At 36.6% G+C, this 19,651-nt stretch carries 21 protein-coding genes and 1 riboswitch; of the genes, 13 read left to right on the top strand and 8 right to left on the bottom strand.

The genetic code is table 11. The annotated features are described in order from the left end of the window. Positions 1-107: 107 nt before the first annotated feature. Positions 108-710 carry a 30S ribosomal protein S4 gene (gene rpsD / locus FJQ98_RS21790; RefSeq protein WP_053592359.1) on the bottom strand — a complete coding sequence of 201 codons (603 nt, stop codon included), beginning with the start codon at positions 708-710 and terminating at the stop codon, positions 108-110. 458 nt (positions 711-1,168) lie between these two features. Between rpsD and FJQ98_RS21785 the strand changes: the two genes are divergently transcribed. Next, the gene (locus FJQ98_RS21785) at positions 1,169-3,049 is read left to right on the top strand and encodes a sensor domain-containing diguanylate cyclase (protein WP_053592360.1); all 1,881 of its coding nucleotides are present in this window, start codon (positions 1,169-1,171) and stop codon (positions 3,047-3,049) included. A gap of 99 nt (positions 3,050-3,148) precedes the next feature. On the opposite strand, the gene FJQ98_RS21780 is transcribed toward FJQ98_RS21785, so the two are convergent. Both FJQ98_RS21780 and hisJ read right to left on the bottom strand, forming a co-directional pair. Continuing rightward, on the bottom strand, positions 3,149-3,628 hold the full coding sequence (locus FJQ98_RS21780; RefSeq protein ID WP_053592361.1) for a GAF domain-containing protein: 480 nt from the start codon (positions 3,626-3,628) through the stop codon (positions 3,149-3,151). A 24-nt stretch (positions 3,629-3,652) separates the two neighbouring features. After that, positions 3,653-4,447 carry a histidinol-phosphatase HisJ gene (gene hisJ / locus FJQ98_RS21775; protein WP_053592362.1) on the bottom strand — a complete coding sequence of 265 codons (795 nt, stop codon included), beginning with the start codon at positions 4,445-4,447 and terminating at the stop codon, positions 3,653-3,655. Between the two features lie 190 nt (positions 4,448-4,637). Here hisJ and ezrA point away from each other — a divergent pair, with 190 nt between their 5' ends. The 6 genes from ezrA (at position 4,638) to FJQ98_RS21745 (ending at position 10,288) form a co-directional block, all read left to right on the top strand. Continuing rightward, positions 4,638-6,338, top strand: coding sequence for a septation ring formation regulator EzrA (ezrA, locus tag FJQ98_RS21770; protein WP_053592363.1), 1,701 nt, complete (start codon positions 4,638-4,640; stop codon positions 6,336-6,338). A gap of 89 nt (positions 6,339-6,427) precedes the next feature. Beyond that, entirely contained in the window at positions 6,428-6,901 is a 474-nt protein-coding gene (locus FJQ98_RS21765) for a GNAT family N-acetyltransferase (RefSeq protein WP_425492664.1), read from the top strand. A gap of 324 nt (positions 6,902-7,225) precedes the next feature. Beyond that, on the top strand, positions 7,226-7,396 hold the full coding sequence (locus FJQ98_RS21760) for a hypothetical protein (protein WP_201406543.1): 171 nt from the start codon (positions 7,226-7,228) through the stop codon (positions 7,394-7,396). Positions 7,397-7,551: 155 nt separating this feature from the next. Next, positions 7,552-8,706 (top strand): cysteine desulfurase family protein, encoded by a 1,155-nt coding sequence (locus tag FJQ98_RS21755; RefSeq protein WP_053592367.1) that lies wholly within the window; start codon positions 7,552-7,554, stop codon positions 8,704-8,706. A 2-nt stretch (positions 8,707-8,708) separates the two neighbouring features. Continuing rightward, positions 8,709-9,917, top strand: a complete 1,209-nt coding sequence (gene thiI, locus FJQ98_RS21750) for a tRNA uracil 4-sulfurtransferase ThiI (RefSeq protein ID WP_053592368.1) — start codon at positions 8,709-8,711, stop codon at positions 9,915-9,917. Between the two features lie 152 nt (positions 9,918-10,069). Further along, entirely contained in the window at positions 10,070-10,288 is a 219-nt protein-coding gene (locus FJQ98_RS21745) for an alpha/beta-type small acid-soluble spore protein (protein ID WP_053592369.1), read from the top strand. A 118-nt stretch (positions 10,289-10,406) separates the two neighbouring features. Here FJQ98_RS21745 and thiE read toward each other — a convergent pair whose 3' ends face one another. Genes thiE through thiM form a run of 3 tightly spaced genes read right to left on the bottom strand, consistent with a single transcriptional unit; the run spans position 10,407 to position 12,614 of the window. Beyond that, positions 10,407-11,045, bottom strand: coding sequence for a thiamine phosphate synthase (gene thiE, locus FJQ98_RS21740; RefSeq protein ID WP_053592370.1), 639 nt, complete (start codon positions 11,043-11,045; stop codon positions 10,407-10,409). Continuing rightward, complete coding sequence (gene thiD, locus FJQ98_RS21735; RefSeq protein ID WP_053592477.1) at positions 11,035-11,859, bottom strand: bifunctional hydroxymethylpyrimidine kinase/phosphomethylpyrimidine kinase; 825 nt, start codon at positions 11,857-11,859, stop codon at positions 11,035-11,037. The genes thiE and thiD overlap by 11 nt, the downstream gene beginning before the upstream one ends. Beyond that, a complete protein-coding gene (gene thiM / locus FJQ98_RS21730) occupies positions 11,859-12,614 on the bottom strand; it encodes a hydroxyethylthiazole kinase (protein ID WP_053592371.1) in 756 nt (251 codons plus the stop codon). The genes thiD and thiM overlap by 1 nt, the downstream gene beginning before the upstream one ends. An 88-nt stretch (positions 12,615-12,702) precedes the next feature. After that, positions 12,703-12,801, bottom strand: a riboswitch (TPP riboswitch). Positions 12,802-12,990: 189 nt separating this feature from the next. On the opposite strand from thiM, the gene mbcS reads away from it, so the two are divergent. After that, on the top strand, positions 12,991-14,580 hold the full coding sequence (gene mbcS, locus FJQ98_RS21725; protein WP_053592372.1) for an acyl-CoA synthetase MbcS: 1,590 nt from the start codon (positions 12,991-12,993) through the stop codon (positions 14,578-14,580). A 225-nt stretch (positions 14,581-14,805) separates the two neighbouring features. Here mbcS and FJQ98_RS21720 read toward each other — a convergent pair whose 3' ends face one another. Next, positions 14,806-14,949: a hypothetical protein gene (locus tag FJQ98_RS21720; protein WP_158002938.1), complete on the bottom strand. Its 144-nt coding sequence runs from the start codon at positions 14,947-14,949 to the stop codon at positions 14,806-14,808. Between the two features lie 131 nt (positions 14,950-15,080). On the opposite strand from FJQ98_RS21720, the gene sppA reads away from it, so the two are divergent. The 5 genes from sppA (at position 15,081) to FJQ98_RS21695 (ending at position 18,645) form a co-directional block, all read left to right on the top strand. After that, complete coding sequence (sppA, locus tag FJQ98_RS21715) at positions 15,081-16,094, top strand: signal peptide peptidase SppA (RefSeq protein WP_053592373.1); 1,014 nt, start codon at positions 15,081-15,083, stop codon at positions 16,092-16,094. Between the two features lie 12 nt (positions 16,095-16,106). After that, positions 16,107-16,724 carry an RDD family protein gene (locus FJQ98_RS21710; protein WP_053592374.1) on the top strand — a complete coding sequence of 206 codons (618 nt, stop codon included), beginning with the start codon at positions 16,107-16,109 and terminating at the stop codon, positions 16,722-16,724. A 150-nt stretch (positions 16,725-16,874) separates the two neighbouring features. Continuing rightward, positions 16,875-17,048: a hypothetical protein gene (locus tag FJQ98_RS21705; protein ID WP_158002939.1), complete on the top strand. Its 174-nt coding sequence runs from the start codon at positions 16,875-16,877 to the stop codon at positions 17,046-17,048. A 74-nt stretch (positions 17,049-17,122) separates the two neighbouring features. Next, a complete protein-coding gene (tpx, locus tag FJQ98_RS21700; protein WP_053592375.1) occupies positions 17,123-17,626 on the top strand; it encodes a thiol peroxidase in 504 nt (167 codons plus the stop codon). Between the two features lie 89 nt (positions 17,627-17,715). Beyond that, positions 17,716-18,645 (top strand): class I SAM-dependent methyltransferase, encoded by a 930-nt coding sequence (locus FJQ98_RS21695; RefSeq protein ID WP_053592376.1) that lies wholly within the window; start codon positions 17,716-17,718, stop codon positions 18,643-18,645. Between the two features lie 339 nt (positions 18,646-18,984). On the opposite strand, the gene FJQ98_RS21690 is transcribed toward FJQ98_RS21695, so the two are convergent. After that, on the bottom strand, positions 18,985-19,434 hold the full coding sequence (locus tag FJQ98_RS21690) for a universal stress protein (protein WP_053592377.1): 450 nt from the start codon (positions 19,432-19,434) through the stop codon (positions 18,985-18,987). Between the last annotated feature and the right edge of the window lie 217 nt (positions 19,435-19,651).

Genomic DNA, 19,651 nt, shown 5'->3' with positions numbered 1-19,651 from the left:
TTTTAATGCATGATTGTGCATCGTTGATAAAAAACAAAAACCCTAGAGAACCTTGATATAAAAGGCTTTCTAGGGTTTTCTAAACTACTCTTTGCAGAGTAATTTAATTAACGAGAGTAGTACTCAACGATGAATGCTTCGTTGATTTCAGCTGATAATTCAGAACGCTCTGGAAGGCGAGTGAATGTACCTTCTTTTTTGTCAGCATCAAATGTTAAGTAGTCAGGTACGAAGTTGTTTACTTCGATTGCTTCTGTTACTACAGCAAGGTTTTGAGATTTTTCACGAAGAGAAATCGTTTGACCTGGTTTTACGCTGTATGAAGGGATATCAACGCGTTTGCCATCTACTAAGATGTGACCGTGGTTTACTAATTGACGAGATCCACGACGAGTACGAGCTAAACCTAAACGGTAAACTAGGTTGTCAAGGCGAGTTTCAAGAAGAACCATGAAGTTTTCACCGTGTACACCTTTCATTTTACCAGCGCGGTCAAATAGAGTACGGAATTGACGTTCGTTCATGCCGTACATGTGACGAAGTTTTTGTTTTTCTTGAAGTTGTAAACCGTATTCTGATAATTTTTTACGTTGGTTTGGACCGTGTTGACCTGGTGCGTAAGGGCGTTTTTCGATTTCTTTACCTGTACCGCTTAGTGAGATACCAAGACGACGTGATAATTTCCAAGATGGACCTGTATAACGAGACATATTGTTGTCTCCTCCTTTAAATTTGGTTTTTTTGTTGTAAAACAAAAACCAGTAGTACCCATTCTTATACGCATTTTATTTTCATGTATTTTCGCCTATGCAGCCGTTAGGTTACACAATACACCATCTATTTGAATCTGTTTAGGTATCCTAAATAAAATAGAGGAATAAAATACAGTAATAAGCTCATACCACTGCTGCGTTTATTTTACACAAACTTCATTGTAACTGCTTATTACATAGACGTCAATTATTACACAAGCTATTTTTGAAAAAGGAAAATAGTAAAAATTTCCTCCGTATACATTTTCCAATATTCCGAAATAGTTAATGATGCAGTGAGAAATGTAAAATGTAAAAGTTAAATAGAATAACATAGTCAAAATGACACAAAATATGTATAATATACTATAAGTTATTAGTAATTGATTTGGACGTTATATAGAAAAGGTGATTTCATGACAGACCATTTACAAACGCTAAAATATATAAAATCAGATGTTTTGAGCTTTTGGGTGAGTTCTAAGGAACAAGCTGGTTTTAATGAGTATTTTTATTCATTGAAACAGTGTCTAAAGAAGCACTTGGGAATTGTAAATGCAGCTTTTCTAAGTTTTGAAGGTAATTCTTTAATACCTGTTGAAGAGATGGCTGCTTTAACAATTGAAACAAAACTAAATGCTGTGTCATGGCTAATGGTTGAAGCTAACTTTTATCAACAAAAGATGGTGAAAATTCCTTATATATTAAAAGAAAAAGAAGCCTATACGATGATGACAGATATGGTGCTTTTCCAATCAGAAGGTAAAAGTCCAGTTGGCGTATTACTCGTGGAGGCGACAGATGCTTGGACAGACTTTTTGACTTCGGATTACGGAGAAGAGTGCGTAGAAACGCTTACTAAAGTTCTTCAAATGATCAGAGAAAATTTGGAAGTAAAAGTGAATGAAGATCAATATAGAAAATTGTATAATATGACAGATTTATTTCATTCCACTATGGATATTGATTTAATTTTAGAAAATGTCTTAAAAAATATTAAAGATAATTTCCCAGAGTTTAATGTGGATCTTATACTATCGAATGATCAAGACCGCCATACAACTATCGATATTAAGCTTTTTGATTACTTATCTGAAAGACCTGCAACGATTGAGGCTTTTGTCTCAGGAGACCTGACGACGGAGCTTGCAAGCGATTTGAATTGTCGATTATTAAACGCTCCTATAAAAGGGAGACAAGCTATTTATGGCATTTTACAAGTAAGTGCACCGACAACATATCTTTTTTCAACCACTGAAAAAGATTTTGTACGTATGCTAGCACAAGCATCAGGGAATGCGCTCGAAAATGCAAAATTATATCATCAATCGCATCGCCTCGTAAGTGACTTACAACTCATTAATGAAACATCGCATCGTTTAAATATGAGGATTGACATTCGTGAAATGTTACTATTCCTACAAAAACAGTTAATGAAATCCTTTCAACCAATGGAAGTTTGTTTCGCTTTTAAACATAAAGATACCTTTGAAGTGACGGATGCTAGTACGGCTTTATTTAATTCAGAGAAGGGTCAAACATATATAAAACATGTTGAACAACATTTTGAACATACTAATGACCCGCTATTTATTGCTGATTTCAGTCGACTAACCCCTAATCCAATTGAATATCGTTCCATTATGGCAATTCCAATCTTAATGGAAGAAAAAATTAATGGCTTTAGTATTGTGTTACACAAGGAGCCGTATTTCTTTTCATTTGATAGTTTTAAATTAATGCAATCATTAATCCATCACTCTTCTTTAGCAATTGCAAACTCAATATTACGAAATCGACTTCAAGAAATGGTAGATTTGGATCATTTGACAAAATTATATGCAAGAAGTTATTTAGACCAGTATGTAGAAAAATCACTTAAAAATGATCAATCAGGAATGTTCTTGCTCATTGATATTGATAATTTTAAACGCATTAATGATACGTATGGTCATCAAATTGGTGATAAGATTCTTATGCAAATTGCGTTACAGTTAAAAGAAATGATTGGAGCTCGAGGTATTTGTGCACGCTGGGGTGGGGAGGAAATGTCCGTGTATATCCCGAACATTGATGAGAAAGAAGCAGTCGAATTGGCAGCAGCAATCGTTGCAGTAATTCCAAGTGCAACGGATCCACAAGTGACAATTTCAGCAGGTCTCATAACATGGGGTGAACAATACCGTCCAGCGTTTCAATCTGTTTTCCTACATGCAGATACAGCGCTTTATGAAGCTAAAAACAGTGGTAAAAATCGATTTTGTATTCATGATCGATCCTATCAAAACAATTTATAATGTGACAAAAGTAAACAGATGTCTTTGAAAATAAAACATTAATCATCTTTATATGCTAAAATGCCCTAAAATGACAATAAATCATTTCAGGGCATTTTTTTATAAATGGAGAAGTAAGGTTTTTACGAATAGCTCTAACCCCTCTTGATCTTCCTTAGAAAAGCGATTTACGATTGGACTGTCGATATCAAGAACACCGAGGACATGTCCTTCTTTTATTAAGGGAATAACGATTTCGGATTGGGACGCGGCATCACAGGCAATATGCCCTGGGAAATCATGTACGTCTTTTACCACTATTGTTTCTTCTTTGCCTACAGCTGTTCCACAAACACCGCGTCCAATTGGTATTCTGACACAGGCAGGTAAGCCTTGGAATGGCCCTAATACAAGTTCCTCGCCCTGTAATACATAAAAACCAACCCAGTTTATGTTTGGCAAAAATTGATTTAGTAAAGCAGAGGCGTTGCTTAAATTAGCAATGCGATCGCTTTCTCCAGTGAGCAGGGCATCTAACTGTTTTGCTAATGTATTATATTGTTCGGCAATTGGCCCGTCATAATTAATTTGTGTAAACATAGTAGCACCTCGTTTAAAAGATATTTATTTTGGGTATATAACATTGTAATGTTGATGTAAATCAGCAACAGTATGAGCATCTGAACCGAAAACAATTGGTAGCCCAATAGATTTGCTATAATCAATGAAGGCAAATGGTGGATAAGGTTCCTGACAATGTGTTTTACTTAATCCAGCGCTATTTAAATCTAGTTCATAGCCTTCTTCCTTCATTAAATCTAAAACTTCGCGAATCCGCACAGAATCATCAATTTTCACCATATGTGCTAATTGAAATTTGTGGATAAGTGAGGGATGCCCAATACGCTTAGGCTTGTATTGCCCTAAATCTGCTGTAATTGATTGTAGGACAGTATCATAATATAAATCATACACTTCTTTAATAGAGCCTACTTTTTTTGAAAAAGTCATAAAACTTTCTGGAGAAAAATCTATGCATTCAAAGTTATTTTGCCATTGTAAAAAATGGACTGATAAAATAGAGTCATCTAAAAAGTGTCCATATGTATCAAGAAATTGACGAGTTTCTTGTTCAAAGCCTTGAATATAGTCAACCTCTAGACCAATATGAATGCGAATGTCTTGTGCGTACTCCTTTTGAAGGCGCTGCAAATCTTCAAAATAGGGCATTAAAAATTCCGGATTCATACCACTATCTTGCTCTGGTGTAGGGTCTACAAAACTCAATGGTAATGGTGCATGTTCTGTGAAGGTAATATCTGTAAAGTTATGAGCGAGTGCTTTTTCAATATATTGCTTAAATGAATCAGAAGTACCATGTGGACAATATGGGCTATGAATATGGCCATCAATTTTCATAAAATTACTACTCCTTTAGCTTTTGGATAATAACACTTCATTTACACCAGGTGTTCAAAATTTAAGTAGTTGTTATCTTTGAAAGGTGTAAATACACAAAAATCACTCAAATTTTAGTACAAAAGGCGATAACATAGTATATAATAAATACAACTAGCCAATTCGTTTATTGTAGAATAGGAGGCTTACGATGGAGTATATCATCATTCCGGTTATCCTACTATTAATTTTAACGATAGTAGGATTTATGATGCGACGAAAACATACAACAATCATTGCTAAACTTGAAAATGAAAAATCACAAATACAAAACAATCCCATAAATGAGGAAATTTCAAAAGTTAAATCTCTAAACATGAACGGTGAAACGGAAGAGATGTTTGAACGATGGCGCAATAGCTGGGATGAAGTTATCGATGTACATATGACAAAAATTGATTCGCTTTTATTTGATGCGGAGGATCAAGTCAATAGACTTCGTTTTAATAAAGCAACATTAATTGAACGTGAGATAGAAGATTACATTCAAAAGTGTGAACAAGATAAAGATAAAATATTAGAAGAACTAAATGAATTAATTGGCAGCGAAGAAAAAAATCGTATTGAAATTGAACAATTAAAAGAATATTATCGTTCTGCACGTAAAACATTGTTAGCGCACCAGCATTCATTCGGCGTAGCATTACCAGCTTTGGAGAAAAAGCTAGAGACGTTTGTTCAAAAGTTTGAAGAATTTGATGTGCTCACTAGCGAAGGGAATTATTTGCAGGCGCGAGAAATAGTTATTAGCTTAAATCAAGAATCACAACAGACATTTGAATATATTAATGATGTACCAACAATTTTGACTGAATTACAAGTAAAGCTACCAGGAGCTGTACAGGAATTACGTAGTGGTCAGCGTGAAATGGAGGAGCAATCCTATTATTTACAGCATTTAGAGCTAACTGAGGCGCTGGATAAATTTGAAGAGGAATTTGCGACATTAAAAAATGAATTAGCAGAGCTTAACTTAACAGTTGTTAAGCCGCGTGTTGCTGAAATAAATGAAGAGATTGATCATTATTACGATCTGCTTGAAAAAGAGGTTATTGCTAAAAATTATGTTGACCAAAATTGTGATCGTTTATTAAGCTCAATCACTAATGTTATTAGTTCAACAAAATTAGTAAGTGATGAAGCAACCTTTGTGCAGCAGAGCTATCATTTAAATGAAAAAGATGCAGAAATACCAAAAGTTGCATTAAAGCAATTAGAGGCTTTACAACGTCGCTATGACTTATTGGCGATGCGTGTTAGAGAGGAAAAATCTGCATACTCAAGTTTGCAGGAAGAATTGATTGAAATTAGTGATGAACTTGAGCGTATTCATGAGGAGCAAGGTCATTTATCGAATACAATGAAGAAGCTACGAATTGATGAAAACAAGGCTCGCTCGCAAGTAGAAAACTTAAAAAAATCATTACAAGAAACAGACCGGTTATTAAATAAGGCTAATATTCCAGGTATCCCTGAAGAAATGGATGCACGTCTAGATGAGGCAGCAGAGCACATTTATGTAGTTATGCAAAGCCTTCAAGAAGTACCTCTCAACATGGGAACGGTTCATAATAATTTAAATGCCGCAACACTTTGTGTGGAGGATGTAAAAGCAAAGGCACATGAATTGATTGAAAATGTAATGCTGATTGAACGTATTATTCAGTATGGTAATCGTCATCGTGCAACAAATCCAAAATTGAATGCACGTTTAAAAGAAGCAGAAAAAGCTTTCCATCAATTCCGTTATTCCAAGGCATTAGAAGAAGCTGGAACGGCAGTTGAAGAAATGGAGACAGGTGCTTTAAAACGAATTCAAGCAATTGTAGCAGAAGAACCAATGTCAAAATAGTTAAAGCAAAATAATATAAGTGGCATCGGCTGTCTAAAAAGTATAGTGAATACTTTTAGACAGCCTTGTTTATTTAAGAGAAAATAGGGGTGTTCAAATTGCAATTATTTATTCGAGGAATGAATGAAATGTATGCGATTGATATTTTAAATTGGAAATATGAAGCACCGTATGATTTTTATAACAATAAATTTTGCGACGAATCTCTAAAAGAATTACTCGATAATCCGTATTATTCAATTGTAAATGATCAAGAAGAGCTAGTCGGTTTTTTCTGTACAGGAACATCTGCACAAGTACCTAAAGGCCATGACTATGGCGCATATATAGACGGATGCATTGATGTCGGAATAGGGATGAAGCCTGAGTTAACAGGAAGAGGTTATGGGTTAGAATTTTTTTCATTTATCTTAAATCACCTACAACAAAAAAATACTTCTTCTCTTCGTTTAACAGTAGCTACATTTAATACAAGAGCAATTCACCTATATGAAAAATTAGGCTTTGAAAAAGTTATGAACATCACTGCTTCAACTGAATTTATAACAATGAAGAAAGGTTAATGAATCAGCTAGTCAATTAAGAAAAATTTGTAGGATCGGTTGTTTTTCTTGAATTACTAGTGTGAAATTAGCTTACAATATGGTATTAAAATATAGTTAAATGTAGTAGCAATGGATTTTACTGAAAGTAGAGGGTGATATTTCAAAAAAACGTATGCTATGTATATAAGTTGATCTTCGTTACGACTGGGCGACTCCTCGAGGATTAGCAATAGAGGAACGAAGGCTAAAACCATCACGTCCTGTGATAACGCCTTCGTGACCAACATCGTGTTGACCTGAGGAAGCGGATGTTTTCTGTGCGAAAGCGAAGCGACAGCAACAATGTTTTATCTGTGCGAAAGCGAAGCGACAGCAACAATGTTTTATCTGTGCGAAAGCGAAGCGACAGCAACAATGTTTTATCTGTGCGAAAGCGAAGCGAAGCAACAAAAGCGGCTCATCGAACGCCCCCAGTCGGAACGGAAATCAACCCCACGTTACGTTCATAGTTAAATTCTTTGGTGCCACTCTATAAAGGGTAGTTTTCACATTAAAAGCTAACAAATAAGTGATTAATTTAGAATAATTGTTAAAGTTAGTGGTCAATTGCTGCAGATTGCGTTATGATAAATACCGTTAAATCAACGTTTTGAAAGTGTGTGAATATAATGGGAGTTAATACAATCTATTTAGACAACAGTGCAACAACAAAACCTTTAAAAGAGGTTATGCAAGCATTTATGGTAGTGAATGAGCAGTATTATGGCAATCCTGCTTCCATTCATGCAATGGGTGTTGAATCAAACGAATTATTAATGCGTGCACGTGAGCAAGTAGCAGATATTTTGCATACAGAAGCAAAAAATGTGCTATTTACATCAGGTGGTACTGAGTCCAATAACACGGCTATATTTGGTTTAGCACGTAGCAATACACATAAAGGAAATCATATTTTAACAACTGAAATTGAACATCCATCTGTTCTAGAGTCCGTTAAGCAGCTTGAACTAGAGGGCTTTGACGTAGAATATTTACAAGTAGATAAGAATGGAGTTATTTCTTTAGAAGAGCTTCGTGCAAAAGTGCGAAAGGATACCATTTTAGTAAGCATGCTGCATGTAAATAATGAAATGGGTGCTATCCAACCAATTTTTGAAGCTGCGAAAATTATCCATGAATCGAGTCGTGCAGCTTTTCACGTTGATGCTGTACAAAGCTTTGGAAAGTTACCGATATCATTTACCGATGACGAGGGTCCAGACTGTATTTCGATTTCTGGCCACAAAATTCATGGCTTTAAAGGCACAGGCGTACTAGCATTCCGAAAAAAAATGAAATGGCAACCGTATGCACTTGGTGGAGGGCAGGAGTTTGGTTTACGTAGTGGAACAGTAGCTGTCCCGCAAGCTGTGGCCTTATCTAAAGCAGCACGAATAGCAGTGGAGACGATGAATGATCGTGCGAAAAAATACCGTCAATGGAATGAAGAAATATGCACGCAATTACGTAGATATGGTGATGTAGTGCATATTTTATCGACGCCACAAGGAGCGGCACATATTTTATCTTTTAGTATTCGCGACTTAAAAGGTGAAATCATTATCAATGCATTACAAAAACGCGATGTTATTGTATCAACGTCGAGTGCTTGTTCATCGAAACAAACAAAAACAAGCCATGTTGTTGAAGCTCTTAATCTTGATGAGCATTTTAAAAAGGGTGTCATTCGCTTAAGCTTTGGCGCATATGTAACAGATGAAGATATAGTAAAGTTTAAACAAGTATTAGATGAAGTATTGATGGAACTTAAAGGAGAATTATAATAATGATTTGGAAAGAAATTTTAATTCGATATGGTGAGCTTTCTACAAAAGGTCGCAACAAAATGGATTTTATTCGTCGCTTACGTGAAAACATTCGTCATGCGTTTGCGGATTTAGGACACTTACACATTCGCACAGAGCGCGATCGTATGTTTATCGCCATTCAAGATGAAACACAGATGGACGTGCTATTAAAAGGATTACCTAAAATTTTTGGTATCCAATCATTTAGTCCAGTGGCAGCATGTGAAAAAGACATCGAGGCCATGAAAAAACTTGCCATAACAATTATGGATACATTTAAAAATGAGCAGCTTACTTTTAAAGTAGAAGTAAAGCGTACAGATAAAACATTTCCGTTAGAATCACATGCCATTCAGCGCGAAATTGGTGGTTATGTATTACCACAATATCAAAATTTATCAGTAAAGGTGAAGAAGCCTGATATCGAACTTCGTGTAGAGGTGCGTCATGATGCAACATATATGATGGCACAAGTTATTGCGGGTGCAGGTGGAATGCCTGTAGGCTCTAATGGTAAATCTTTATTAATGCTTTCTGGTGGTATAGATAGTCCTGTCGCTGGTTATTTAATGATGAAACGTGGAGTGCGCTTAGAAGCGATTCATTTCTTTAGCCCACCGTACACAAGCCAAAACTCATTGGAAAAAGTAAAGGTACTTGCTAATGAATTAACGAAATTTGGAGCTAGTATACGTTTACACGTCATTCCTTTCACTGAAATCCAAGTTCTTATTAAAGAAAAAGTACCTTCTAATGTCTCTATGACAACAACTCGTCGTATGATGCTAAAAGTAGCTGACAAAGTACGTGAAGAAATTGATGCCCTAGCAATTGTTACAGGTGAAAGTCTTGGACAAGTAGCGAGTCAAACACTGGAGAGTTTAACTGCTATTAATGCTGTAACCAACACACCAATTTTACGCCCATTAATCTCCTCAGATAAATTAGAAATTATCGATATTGCAGAGAAAATTGGCACATATGAAACGTCTATCCAGCCATTTGAAGATTGCTGTACTATTTTCACTCCAGCAAGTCCAAAAACAAAACCAAAGCTTGAAAAGGTTGAGCATTATGAAAGCTTCTCTGATTTTGATGAATTAATTGAACGAGCTGTGAAAAATCGAGAGGTCTATATTTTCCCGAAAAAAGAACAAGAAGCCGATAAATTTGCAGATCTTCTATAGAAGAAACTTGCGATTTCTTAAGAGCAGACTCAAAAGTCCATTTTGAGTCTGCTTTTTTTAGTCTGCTTCCTTCGTAGGTACAATTTACCTATAAAATTTTTGTATTAAAAATCTAATAACGCACATTCTATATTCACAAGGAGGTGAGAAACATGGCAAACAACAACAACCGCAGTTCAAACCAGCTTGCAGTACCTGGAGTACAACAAGCGCTTGATCAAATGAAATACGAAATTGCACAAGAATTTGGTGTTCAATTAGGAGCTGACGCTTCAGCTCGTGCTAACGGTTCCGTTGGCGGTGAAATCACTAAACGTCTTGTACAAATGGCAGAATCTCAATTAAAAGGTATGCCGAACAACAACCAATAATTGCCTAATCAGCATTTATTAAACTTAAAACCAGTGACCGTAAAAGGCACTGGTTTTAGTTTGTTTAGATTTTTAATTTTTATCCCGTATTAATGTGCAGTGAAATTCAGCGAGGAGATTAACTGTCTGTAAATAATGATTTAAATGTAGAGACTGTATTTGAAATATCTTCACTTTCGCAAATTGCAGAAATAACAGCGATTCCATCCGCACCTGCTTTACATACTGTATGTGCATTCAAGCAGTTTATGCCTCCGATTGCAACGATCGGGAGCTCGGGATATTGTATCCTTACTTGCTGTAAGAACTCAGTTCCACTAGGTGGTTTTGCGTCGTTTTTAGAAGTGGTTGAAAAAATAGGGCCAATTCCTACATAGTCAGCGCCATATTGTAGAGCAGTTTGTAATTCAGTTTGTGAATGAACAGAAACACCTAGAATCATGTTGCCAATTTTTTCACGTACCATCGACACAGGTAAATCCTCTTGTCCAATATGAACACCTTCCGCTCCAAGTTTTACAGCAAGCTCTACATCATCGTTGACGATAAACGGAACATTATACTGTTGACAGAGCTTTTGACATTCTCGTGCAAAATTTTCATAGGCTTGCCCAGTTAGTGTATTTGGTCCTTTTTCACGGAATTGAAACATAGTAATACCAGATTGTAGAGCCTTCTCTAGAACGGTTATTGGCTTCTTATTTAAAACATTACCAGTACCCATAATAAAATATAACTGTAGATCGTTACGTTTCATGAATGATCACCTCACAGGAGTCCTTATAGTTTTGATAGGCAAAATGATTTGTTGGACCATGACCATTACCAATAGATAAATCGTGAGTAATTGCTAATTGAATAAATTTTTTTGCTTCCTCAATCGCTTCTTCTATAGGTAACCCACGGCCAAGAAAAGCGGTTAATGCAGCGGAAAACGTACAGCCTGTACCATGTGTATTTTTTGTTGCGATACGAGAGGACTGCATGGAAAATGACCGACCGTCTTGAAAAAATACATAATCAATCGCATAATATTGATCTGCTAAATGACCGCCTTTAATAATGACACATTGAACCCCCATTTGTAATAAGACATGAGCTGCTTCTTTAATATCTGCTAAAGAATTGATTTTCTTTCCGGCAAGGGTTTCGGCTTCAGGTATGTTCGGTGTTACGATTGTTGCTAAAGGTAGTAAATAACTACGTATTGCATCAATTGCTTCTTGCTGTAATAAGCTTTCGCCACCTTTTGCAATCATGACAGGATCAACAATAAGCGGAATATTTACTTCGGATAAAATATGTGCAATTGATTGAATTATTTCGGAGGAAAACAACATTCCTGTTTTAACAGCACTTATTGAAAAATCCTCGATTAGCGCTTTAAGTTGTTTCTCAACGAAGCTAACTTCAATTGGTAGGACATCCGATACACCAAGTGTGTTCTGGGCAGTCAAAGCTGTAATAACAGACGTTCCAAATACCTTTAATTCCTGAAACGTTTTTAAATCAGCCTGTATGCCTGCGCCACCACCACTATCTGAACCTGCAATTGTCGTTACAATATGCATCATTCTACACCATCCTTGGAAAGCCGGTGTAGTTCATTCAATACTGCAATTTGAAAATCGCCAATGTATTGAGTGGAAGAAGCAGCTTGTTCTGCCACTTTTTTATAAAGCGACAATGTATCTACCAATTGGGTAAAGGGTTTATTTCCTGTGGCGTAGGCGGCACAACAAATGGCACTCAATAAGCAACCTGTTCCAGTGACTTCTGTCATTTGAGGATTTCCACCTGTAATCCATTGCTGATGTTCGCCATCAGTAATAAAATCCTTTTCACCGGTCACAATAACAATACAATTATTAAGTTGAGCTATTTGCTTTGCCTCTATTTCTAAAGAAATTGAACCATGACCACTATCTACGCCTTTTTGTTGCCAGTCTACATTGGCAATAGCCGCAAGCTCTCCAATATTACAACGAATTGCTGCAAACTTAATTTCCTTCAGTAATTGCCGTACCGTCTGTTTTCGGTAAGTTGTTGCACCTGCAGCAACAGGATCTAAAATAATGGGAATGCCAAGAGCATTTGCTTTTTTTCCTGCAAGTAACATTGATTCTTTCATATGCTCATTAAGGGTACCTATATTTATCAATAAGCCTGAGGCAATCGTGACCATTTCTTCAACCTCATGACTGTCATCAGCCATGACTGGAGAAGCACCTATTGCTAATAAGCCATTTGCTTGAAAATTAGCCACGACGTAATTGGTAATACAGTGAATAAGTGGATTTTTTTTACGAATAGTACGAAATATCAATCTAAGTCCTCCTTGTTGGATGGACGTAAGCGTGCAAAAAAGGCTCTTTTTCGTGCAAAAAAAACACGCAAAAGAGCCCTTCATCAGTAATTAGATGTGATTTGCTCCCTACGTCAGTATTAACTAACAGGTTCAAAGGGTCAGGTTTTACCTTCTCAACTCTAAGTGAGTCCCCCTGCAATCATTCTTTTAGTTGACCAAAATGTACCATATTTTTCATTCGTGTTCAATAGGGAGATTTTTTAGAACCAATTCGTGACTGATGCCATATAGCAGAGCATGATAGTTGTCATGACTTTATTAAAATAGAGTACCTTCCATTGAAAATGATGAAAATTGAGTTTTATAATGAGCATAACAAAAGGGGGCATTTGCCATGAAAAGACAAGATTTAATTGCACCAGAATGGTATAACATTTCAGAGGAAATTGAAAAATATGCAAAGGATTCTACCAAAAATGCATTAATAGTTTATAACGAAGACGAGGAAATTCAGTACATAACATATGCTACTTTACTTGAAAAGGCGAATCAGGCAGCGCATGTACTTACATCTCAAGGTTTAACAAAAGGTGATGTTATTTTAGTCATGGTGCCGAGGTCAGTTGAAGCGTATATCGTATATATTGCTGCCTTAAAGGCAGGTTTAACCATTATCCCAAGCTCAGAAATGCTGAGAACTAAAGATATTGAATATCGAATCAATCATGCTAATGCAAAAGGTGTTGTTGCATTTGAGCCTTATATTGAACAATTTAATGATGTGGAAAATTTACAAAACATACAGCGATTTGTCATTGGTTATGCACATGAACCTTGGCAGCCGTTGCTTGAAAAAATGCAAAGCCAACCAACAACCTATATAAGTTCTACACCAACTAAGAGTACAGACATTGCATTTTTAGCATATACGAGTGGTACTACGGGCAATCCAAAGGCAGCCGTACATACACATAGTTGGGGTTATGCACACTTAAGAACGACTGCACCGAATTGGTTAGGTGTCCAAGAAGGTGACATTGTATGGGCAACAGCAGCTCCAGGCTGGCAAAAATGGATCTGGAGTCCGTTCCTCGCTACATTAGGAAGCGGTGCAACAGCATTTGTCTACAAAGGTAACTTTGATGCGGCAACATATCTTGGGCTGCTTGAAAAATTCAATATTAATATTCTGTGCTGTACACCAACCGAATATCGATTTATGGCAGCGCTTGAAAATTTACAAGATTTCAATTTAAGTACAATCCGTCAGGCTGTGTCAGCGGGTGAACCTTTAAATAGCGAAGTGATAAAAGTATTTTCGGAGGTCTTGAATTTACAAGTACGAGATGGCTATGGACAAACAGAAAATACATTACTTGTTGGTACAATGGTAGGAATGGGGGCTAGAATGGGTTCAATGGGTAAACCTACTCCGGGTAATACAGTTGAAATTATCAATGATTTTGGAAATCCTGTTGCAATTGGAGAAGTTGGAGACATTGCTGTACATTGTGAAACACCCGCGTTATTTAAAAAATATTTGAATGATCCAGAACGTACAAATTTACAATTTAGAGGCGATTGGTATATTACCGGAGATCGTGCATATAAAGATGAAGATGGCTATTTTTGGTTTGAAGGACGAGGAGATGATGTCATTATATCGTCTGGCTATACGATAGGTCCATTTGAAGTAGAAGATGCATTATTGAAGCATCCAACAGTTAAAGAAACTGCCGTTGTTGCAAGTCCAGATGAGGTTCGTGGAAATATTGTAAAGGCGTTTGTTGTGCTTCATGATGGAGTGATTGGTAATGAAACACTTATTAAAAAACTACAAAACCATGTAAAAACTTTAACAGCACCTTATAAATATCCTCGTGCGATTGAGTTTGTAACAGAGCTACCAAAGACTACATCAGGTAAAATTCGTCGTGTCGAATTGCGTCAGCAAGAGAAAATTCAATATATCAGTCATTATTAATTTCCTAGGAAATAATGTCGAAAATCAAAGTTCCTATTTTTTATGAACTTTGATTTTTTTTATAAAATTAGGTAATGTATTATAGGTTGAATAGGTTAAAACTGTTGCATAAATTGGCTCATTACCAAAATTTAGAGATGGCATTTATTAAAACGTATGACATGTCTATAAGTTGATTGGAGTAGAGGCTGGGCGATTCCCTGTGGATTAGCGTCAGATGAGACTCTAGAGCGAGCCGGGTAAACGGAGACTAAAAGCATCACGGCCTGTGATAATGACTTCGTGACCAACATTCTGTGGCTGTCGCACAGAAAACATTTGTCGCTGTCGCTTTGCTTTCGCACATAAATGTTGCCCCAAGCGGCTCATCGGACGCCCCAAAGAGAGCGCCCAGTCGGAACGGGGATTAACCCCATGTTATAGTGATGGGCCATATTATTGCAATAAAATGAAACAAATTAAAATGTCAATCGTATAACGTTATGAGGAGGCGGAAAGACATGAATGTTAAAAGGTGGGCTGCTTTAATAATTGCAGGTGTATTATTAGTATTTTCCTTGGGGATCAACACCATTTTTGCAATATTTAAATCGAATCTCTTTAGCAATTTTGATAGCTTAGTGGATGGGAACAATTTGGCGGTAATGGAAAAGGTTAAAGAAAACGGCAATATGGATAAACGTATTGCTTACTTAAAGGTTGATGGTACGATTCAAGATATTGGATCAAGTACATTATGGCAACCAGTTACGTATGATCATCAATTTTTCTTAAATCAATTAGACAATATTTTAAATGATAAGTCTGTGCAAGGTATCGTCTTAAGTGTTAATTCACCAGGTGGCGGTGTAAAGGAATCAGCAGAAATATATAAAAAGCTTTTAAAAATTAAAGAAGAGCGACAAATTCCAATCTATGTTTCTATGGATTCTATGGCAGCTTCAGGTGGTTATTACATTTCAGCACCTGCAGATAAAATATTTGCGCAACGTGATACAATTACAGGTTCGATTGGTGTCATTATGCAATCCATTAATTATCAGGCGCTTGCTGAAAAAGTTGGTTTTAAATATGAAACGTTTAAATCTGGTGAACATAAGGATATGCTTAGTCCAATGCGTGAAGTGACAGCAGAAGAGCGTGCTATGATGCAAGATATGATTAATGAAACATATGAGGAGTTCGTTAATATTGTTGAAAATGGACGTAATATGTCTGAAGCTGATGTAAAAAAAGTTGCAGATGGTCGAATCCTTAGTGGTACAAAGGCTCTTGAAGCAGGCTTAACTGATGCAATTGGTGATGAAGAAGCAACAGTTACTGCATTGCGTGAAGACTTTGGTTTAGAGGACGCAGAATTATTTGAGTATTCATATGATGTGGGTGGCTGGCAATCGTATGTGGGTATGAAGATTGGATCAATGTTTGGTCCATCTGCTGAAGAAAAAATGCTGATGAAAATTATGGCGGATTATAAAGCACCAAAAATGATGTACCTATATGGCGAATACTAAGGAGGGAGTACAATGACAAACAATGAAATTGTTATGCAAAGTTCACCCTCTATGGAGAATGCTCTCCTAATTGATAAGCCAATTACGAATAAAAATTATGCATTAAAAACAGCAGGCTTTTGGATACGTTTTTGGGCATTTTTATTGGATGGATTAATTATTACAGCAGTAGGCGGGGTTCTCGTTAATCCAATTTTTTATCTAATGGATTGGTCATTATCTGAAACAGTGTGGTATGCACCAATGTCGATTATATCTGCTATTCTCTATTACAGCTATTTCGTATTAATGACGAAATTTTTTGGTCAAACATTAGGGAAAATGATATTTGGATTACGTGTTATTTCATTAAAACATGAGAAGCTGACTTGGTCAGATGTGTTATTCCGTGATTGGATAGGGCGTATCATAAACAACATTTTTATACCACTTTATATTCTTGTAGGTATTTTACCGAACAATCAAGGTCTACATGATTTTTTTGCGGATACAACAGTTGTTCATGAAAAAGTTTATATTGAAAAAGATATTATGCAACCATCTTTGCCAATTAAAGAGGAAAATTCTGAAGCTGCACCTCTAGAGGAAAAACCTGAACCTAAAAAGCATGAGGAAAAAAACGAAGAATAATGGTTAGAGCTGTCTCGTTATAGTGAGACAGCTCTTTGTTTTTGTGATAAAACAGTAATTGATGGATAGCTAGTTAGAAAATGTATGCCATGTATATAGTTTGATCTTCGTTCCGACTGGGCGACTTCTTGGGGATCAGCGTCAAGCAAATTGGCTCATCGGACGCCCCCAGGAAGCTCTGCTCTGTGCGAAAGCGAAGCGTCAGCAACAAAACGTCCAGTCGGAAATCAACCACACGTTATGGTGATGATCCTGGAAAATGGTGCAGCCCTAAGCAAACAAGGTTGCACAGGTGCGAAAAGAATTTTTCAAAACCGTTTTTGATAAGCTGTCTCAGTTGCAATTAATTCCCTACATTTAGTAATATTATGTACATATGATAATTAGGAGGCGTTTATATGGCACAAGTAACATTTAAAAATGGCCCAGTAACACTTGTAGGTAACGAAGTAAAGGTTGGAGACCAAGCACCAGATTTCACTGTATTAGCGAATGACCTGTCACCTGTTACATTAAAAGAGTCAAAGGGGAAAATTCGTTTATTTAGTGTTGTACCATCATTGGATACTGGCGTATGCGATGCGCAAACACGTCGTTTTAATGAAGCGGCAGCAAGCTTAGGTGATAATGTAGTTATCTATACGGTATCTGTTGACCTTCCATTTGCTCAAAAACGTTGGTGTGGTGCAGCGGGGATTGATGCTGTTCAAACAGTTTCAGATCACCGTGACCTGTCATTTGGTGAAGCATACGGTGTCTACATCCAAGAATTACGTCTTCTAACACGTGCAGTATTTGTTGTAGATGCAAATGACAAAGTGACATATGTGGAATATGTTCCTGAGGCAACAGACCATCCAAACTATGAAGCGGCAATTGCAGCTGTCAAATCACTAGCATAATTTATTGATTTTAGGCTAAGATATTACTAGACAAAGGGGCTGTGACAAGTTTTTGTCACGGCTCTTTTCTGCGTGAAAGGAAGTTATGTATGGAAAATATCGAGAAGTTATTTGGTATGCTAAATGAACATGCTGAAAAGACAGAAAAAGAACATAATACTACATTGCTAGAGGGTATTTTAGATGGCTTAGAGGCATGGTTGGATGGGGAAGTTAATTTTTCACAAGACGGTGCTACGAAGGAAGATGTGCGCAAAGCAATTCAAATTGCTGTTTTAAAGGGGATGCGAAAAGGCTCTCAGCCGAATCACCAAATGACACCGGATACTCTTGGGTTATTAGTTGGTTATTTTGTGGAGCAAATATTTGCAGATCGTCTAGAAACAGAAAAAATTTCTATTTTGGATCCTGCAGTAGGTACAGGGAATTTACTACTAACAGTTATGAATTTATTAGATGGGAAAATAGAAGCAACAGGTGTGGAGGTTGATGAGCTACTTATTCGATTAGCGGCTGCTACTGCTGATTTGACGGAGCAACCGGTTTCATTATATCGCCAAGATGCTTTACAAAATCTATTAGTAAATCCTGTTGATGCTATTGTTTGTGATCTGCCAGTCGGATATTATCCGAATGAAGATGTTGCGTTAGAGTATGAACTATGCGCTTCAGAAGGAATGAGTTATGCACACCACTTATTTATTGAGCAGTCCATTAACTATACGAAGGATGGAGGCTACTTATTTTTCCTAGCACCAACCCATCTCTTTGATTCTGAGCAGTCGAAACAACTGCATAAATACATTCAAAAGCATGCTTGGATTCAAGCAATTATTCAATTGCCAGATACAATGTTCGCTAATAAAGCCCTTGAAAAGAGCATTGTCATTTTACAAAAGCAAAGTAAGGATTTCAAGGCACCTAAAGAGGTGTTGTTAGCAAAAGTGCCAAATATGCAAAATAAACAAGCTCTTGCTATGTTCTTTGACAAAGTGAAGATGTGGCAAGAAGAGAAATAAGTAAAAAGAGGCTGAGACATAATTGGTCAAAACCTTAAAAAGCGCAAGAAATCAATTTTAGAAACGTTGATTTCTTGCGCTTTTCTGATGTGAATTTTTTTAATTGTGCTATAAAAAATCAGGTATGTTGATTAACCATTTTTTATCCATCCTAATTAATTAGAAGTCTGATTTCCGCTACGGGCTACTCGTTTTCCTGCGGGCGAGCGACGAGCCGCTTCCTCCGCTGCGTTGCCGCTGACACTTCGTTTTACGACCCTTTAATCTCATTGACATAATAGTTTTTTCAACAATATGAAAAAGGTATCCGAAATTGGATACCTTTTATGTAATGCAAAATTAAATTTCAGGTGTACGGATAACAAGTACGTCACATTTAGCTGAGCGTACAATTGCTTCAGAAACTGAACCGATTAGGAAGCGTTCTACTGCATTTAGACCAGTTGCACCACAGATGATTAAGTCTGCGTCTACGATTTTAGAAAGCTCTTTTGTAATGATATTTTTTGGTGAGCCGTATTCAATTACAAGGTTAACGTTTGCTAAGCCTTCTTCTTCAGCTTGTTTTTTGTAACCATTTAATAGTTCTTCAGAGAATGCTTGAGCACGCTCAGCAATTGAACGGTCATATGCTTCGATTGCAGCGAATGAACGAGTGTCAATAACATTTACTAGATTTAATACAGCACCTTCGTTACGTTTTGCAACGTCAATCGATTTACGGAAAGCGTATTCTGCTTCCTTAGAACCGTCTACTGCAACTACAATGCTTTTATATTGATTAGCCATTTGAAATTACCTCCCTGATTTGTATATGTTGATTATACCAAATGATTTTCTAAAGGAAATACTTTCCGAAAGAAAAAATGTGAAAAAGTGAAGACATTTACAGTGATTTCAATTTTTCCTTAACGATTACACCTCCTTAAATTCGCAAAATAAGTATTACTACCAGAAGCATATTTCATTACATATGTGGCGCTTTGCAGTAGCGCGCATCAATGTT

The organism is Lysinibacillus agricola (genome assembly GCF_016638705.1).
Lineage (GTDB): Bacteria > Bacillota > Bacilli > Bacillales_A > Planococcaceae > Lysinibacillus > Lysinibacillus agricola.
This window is presented reverse-complemented; position numbering and strand designations above follow the sequence as displayed.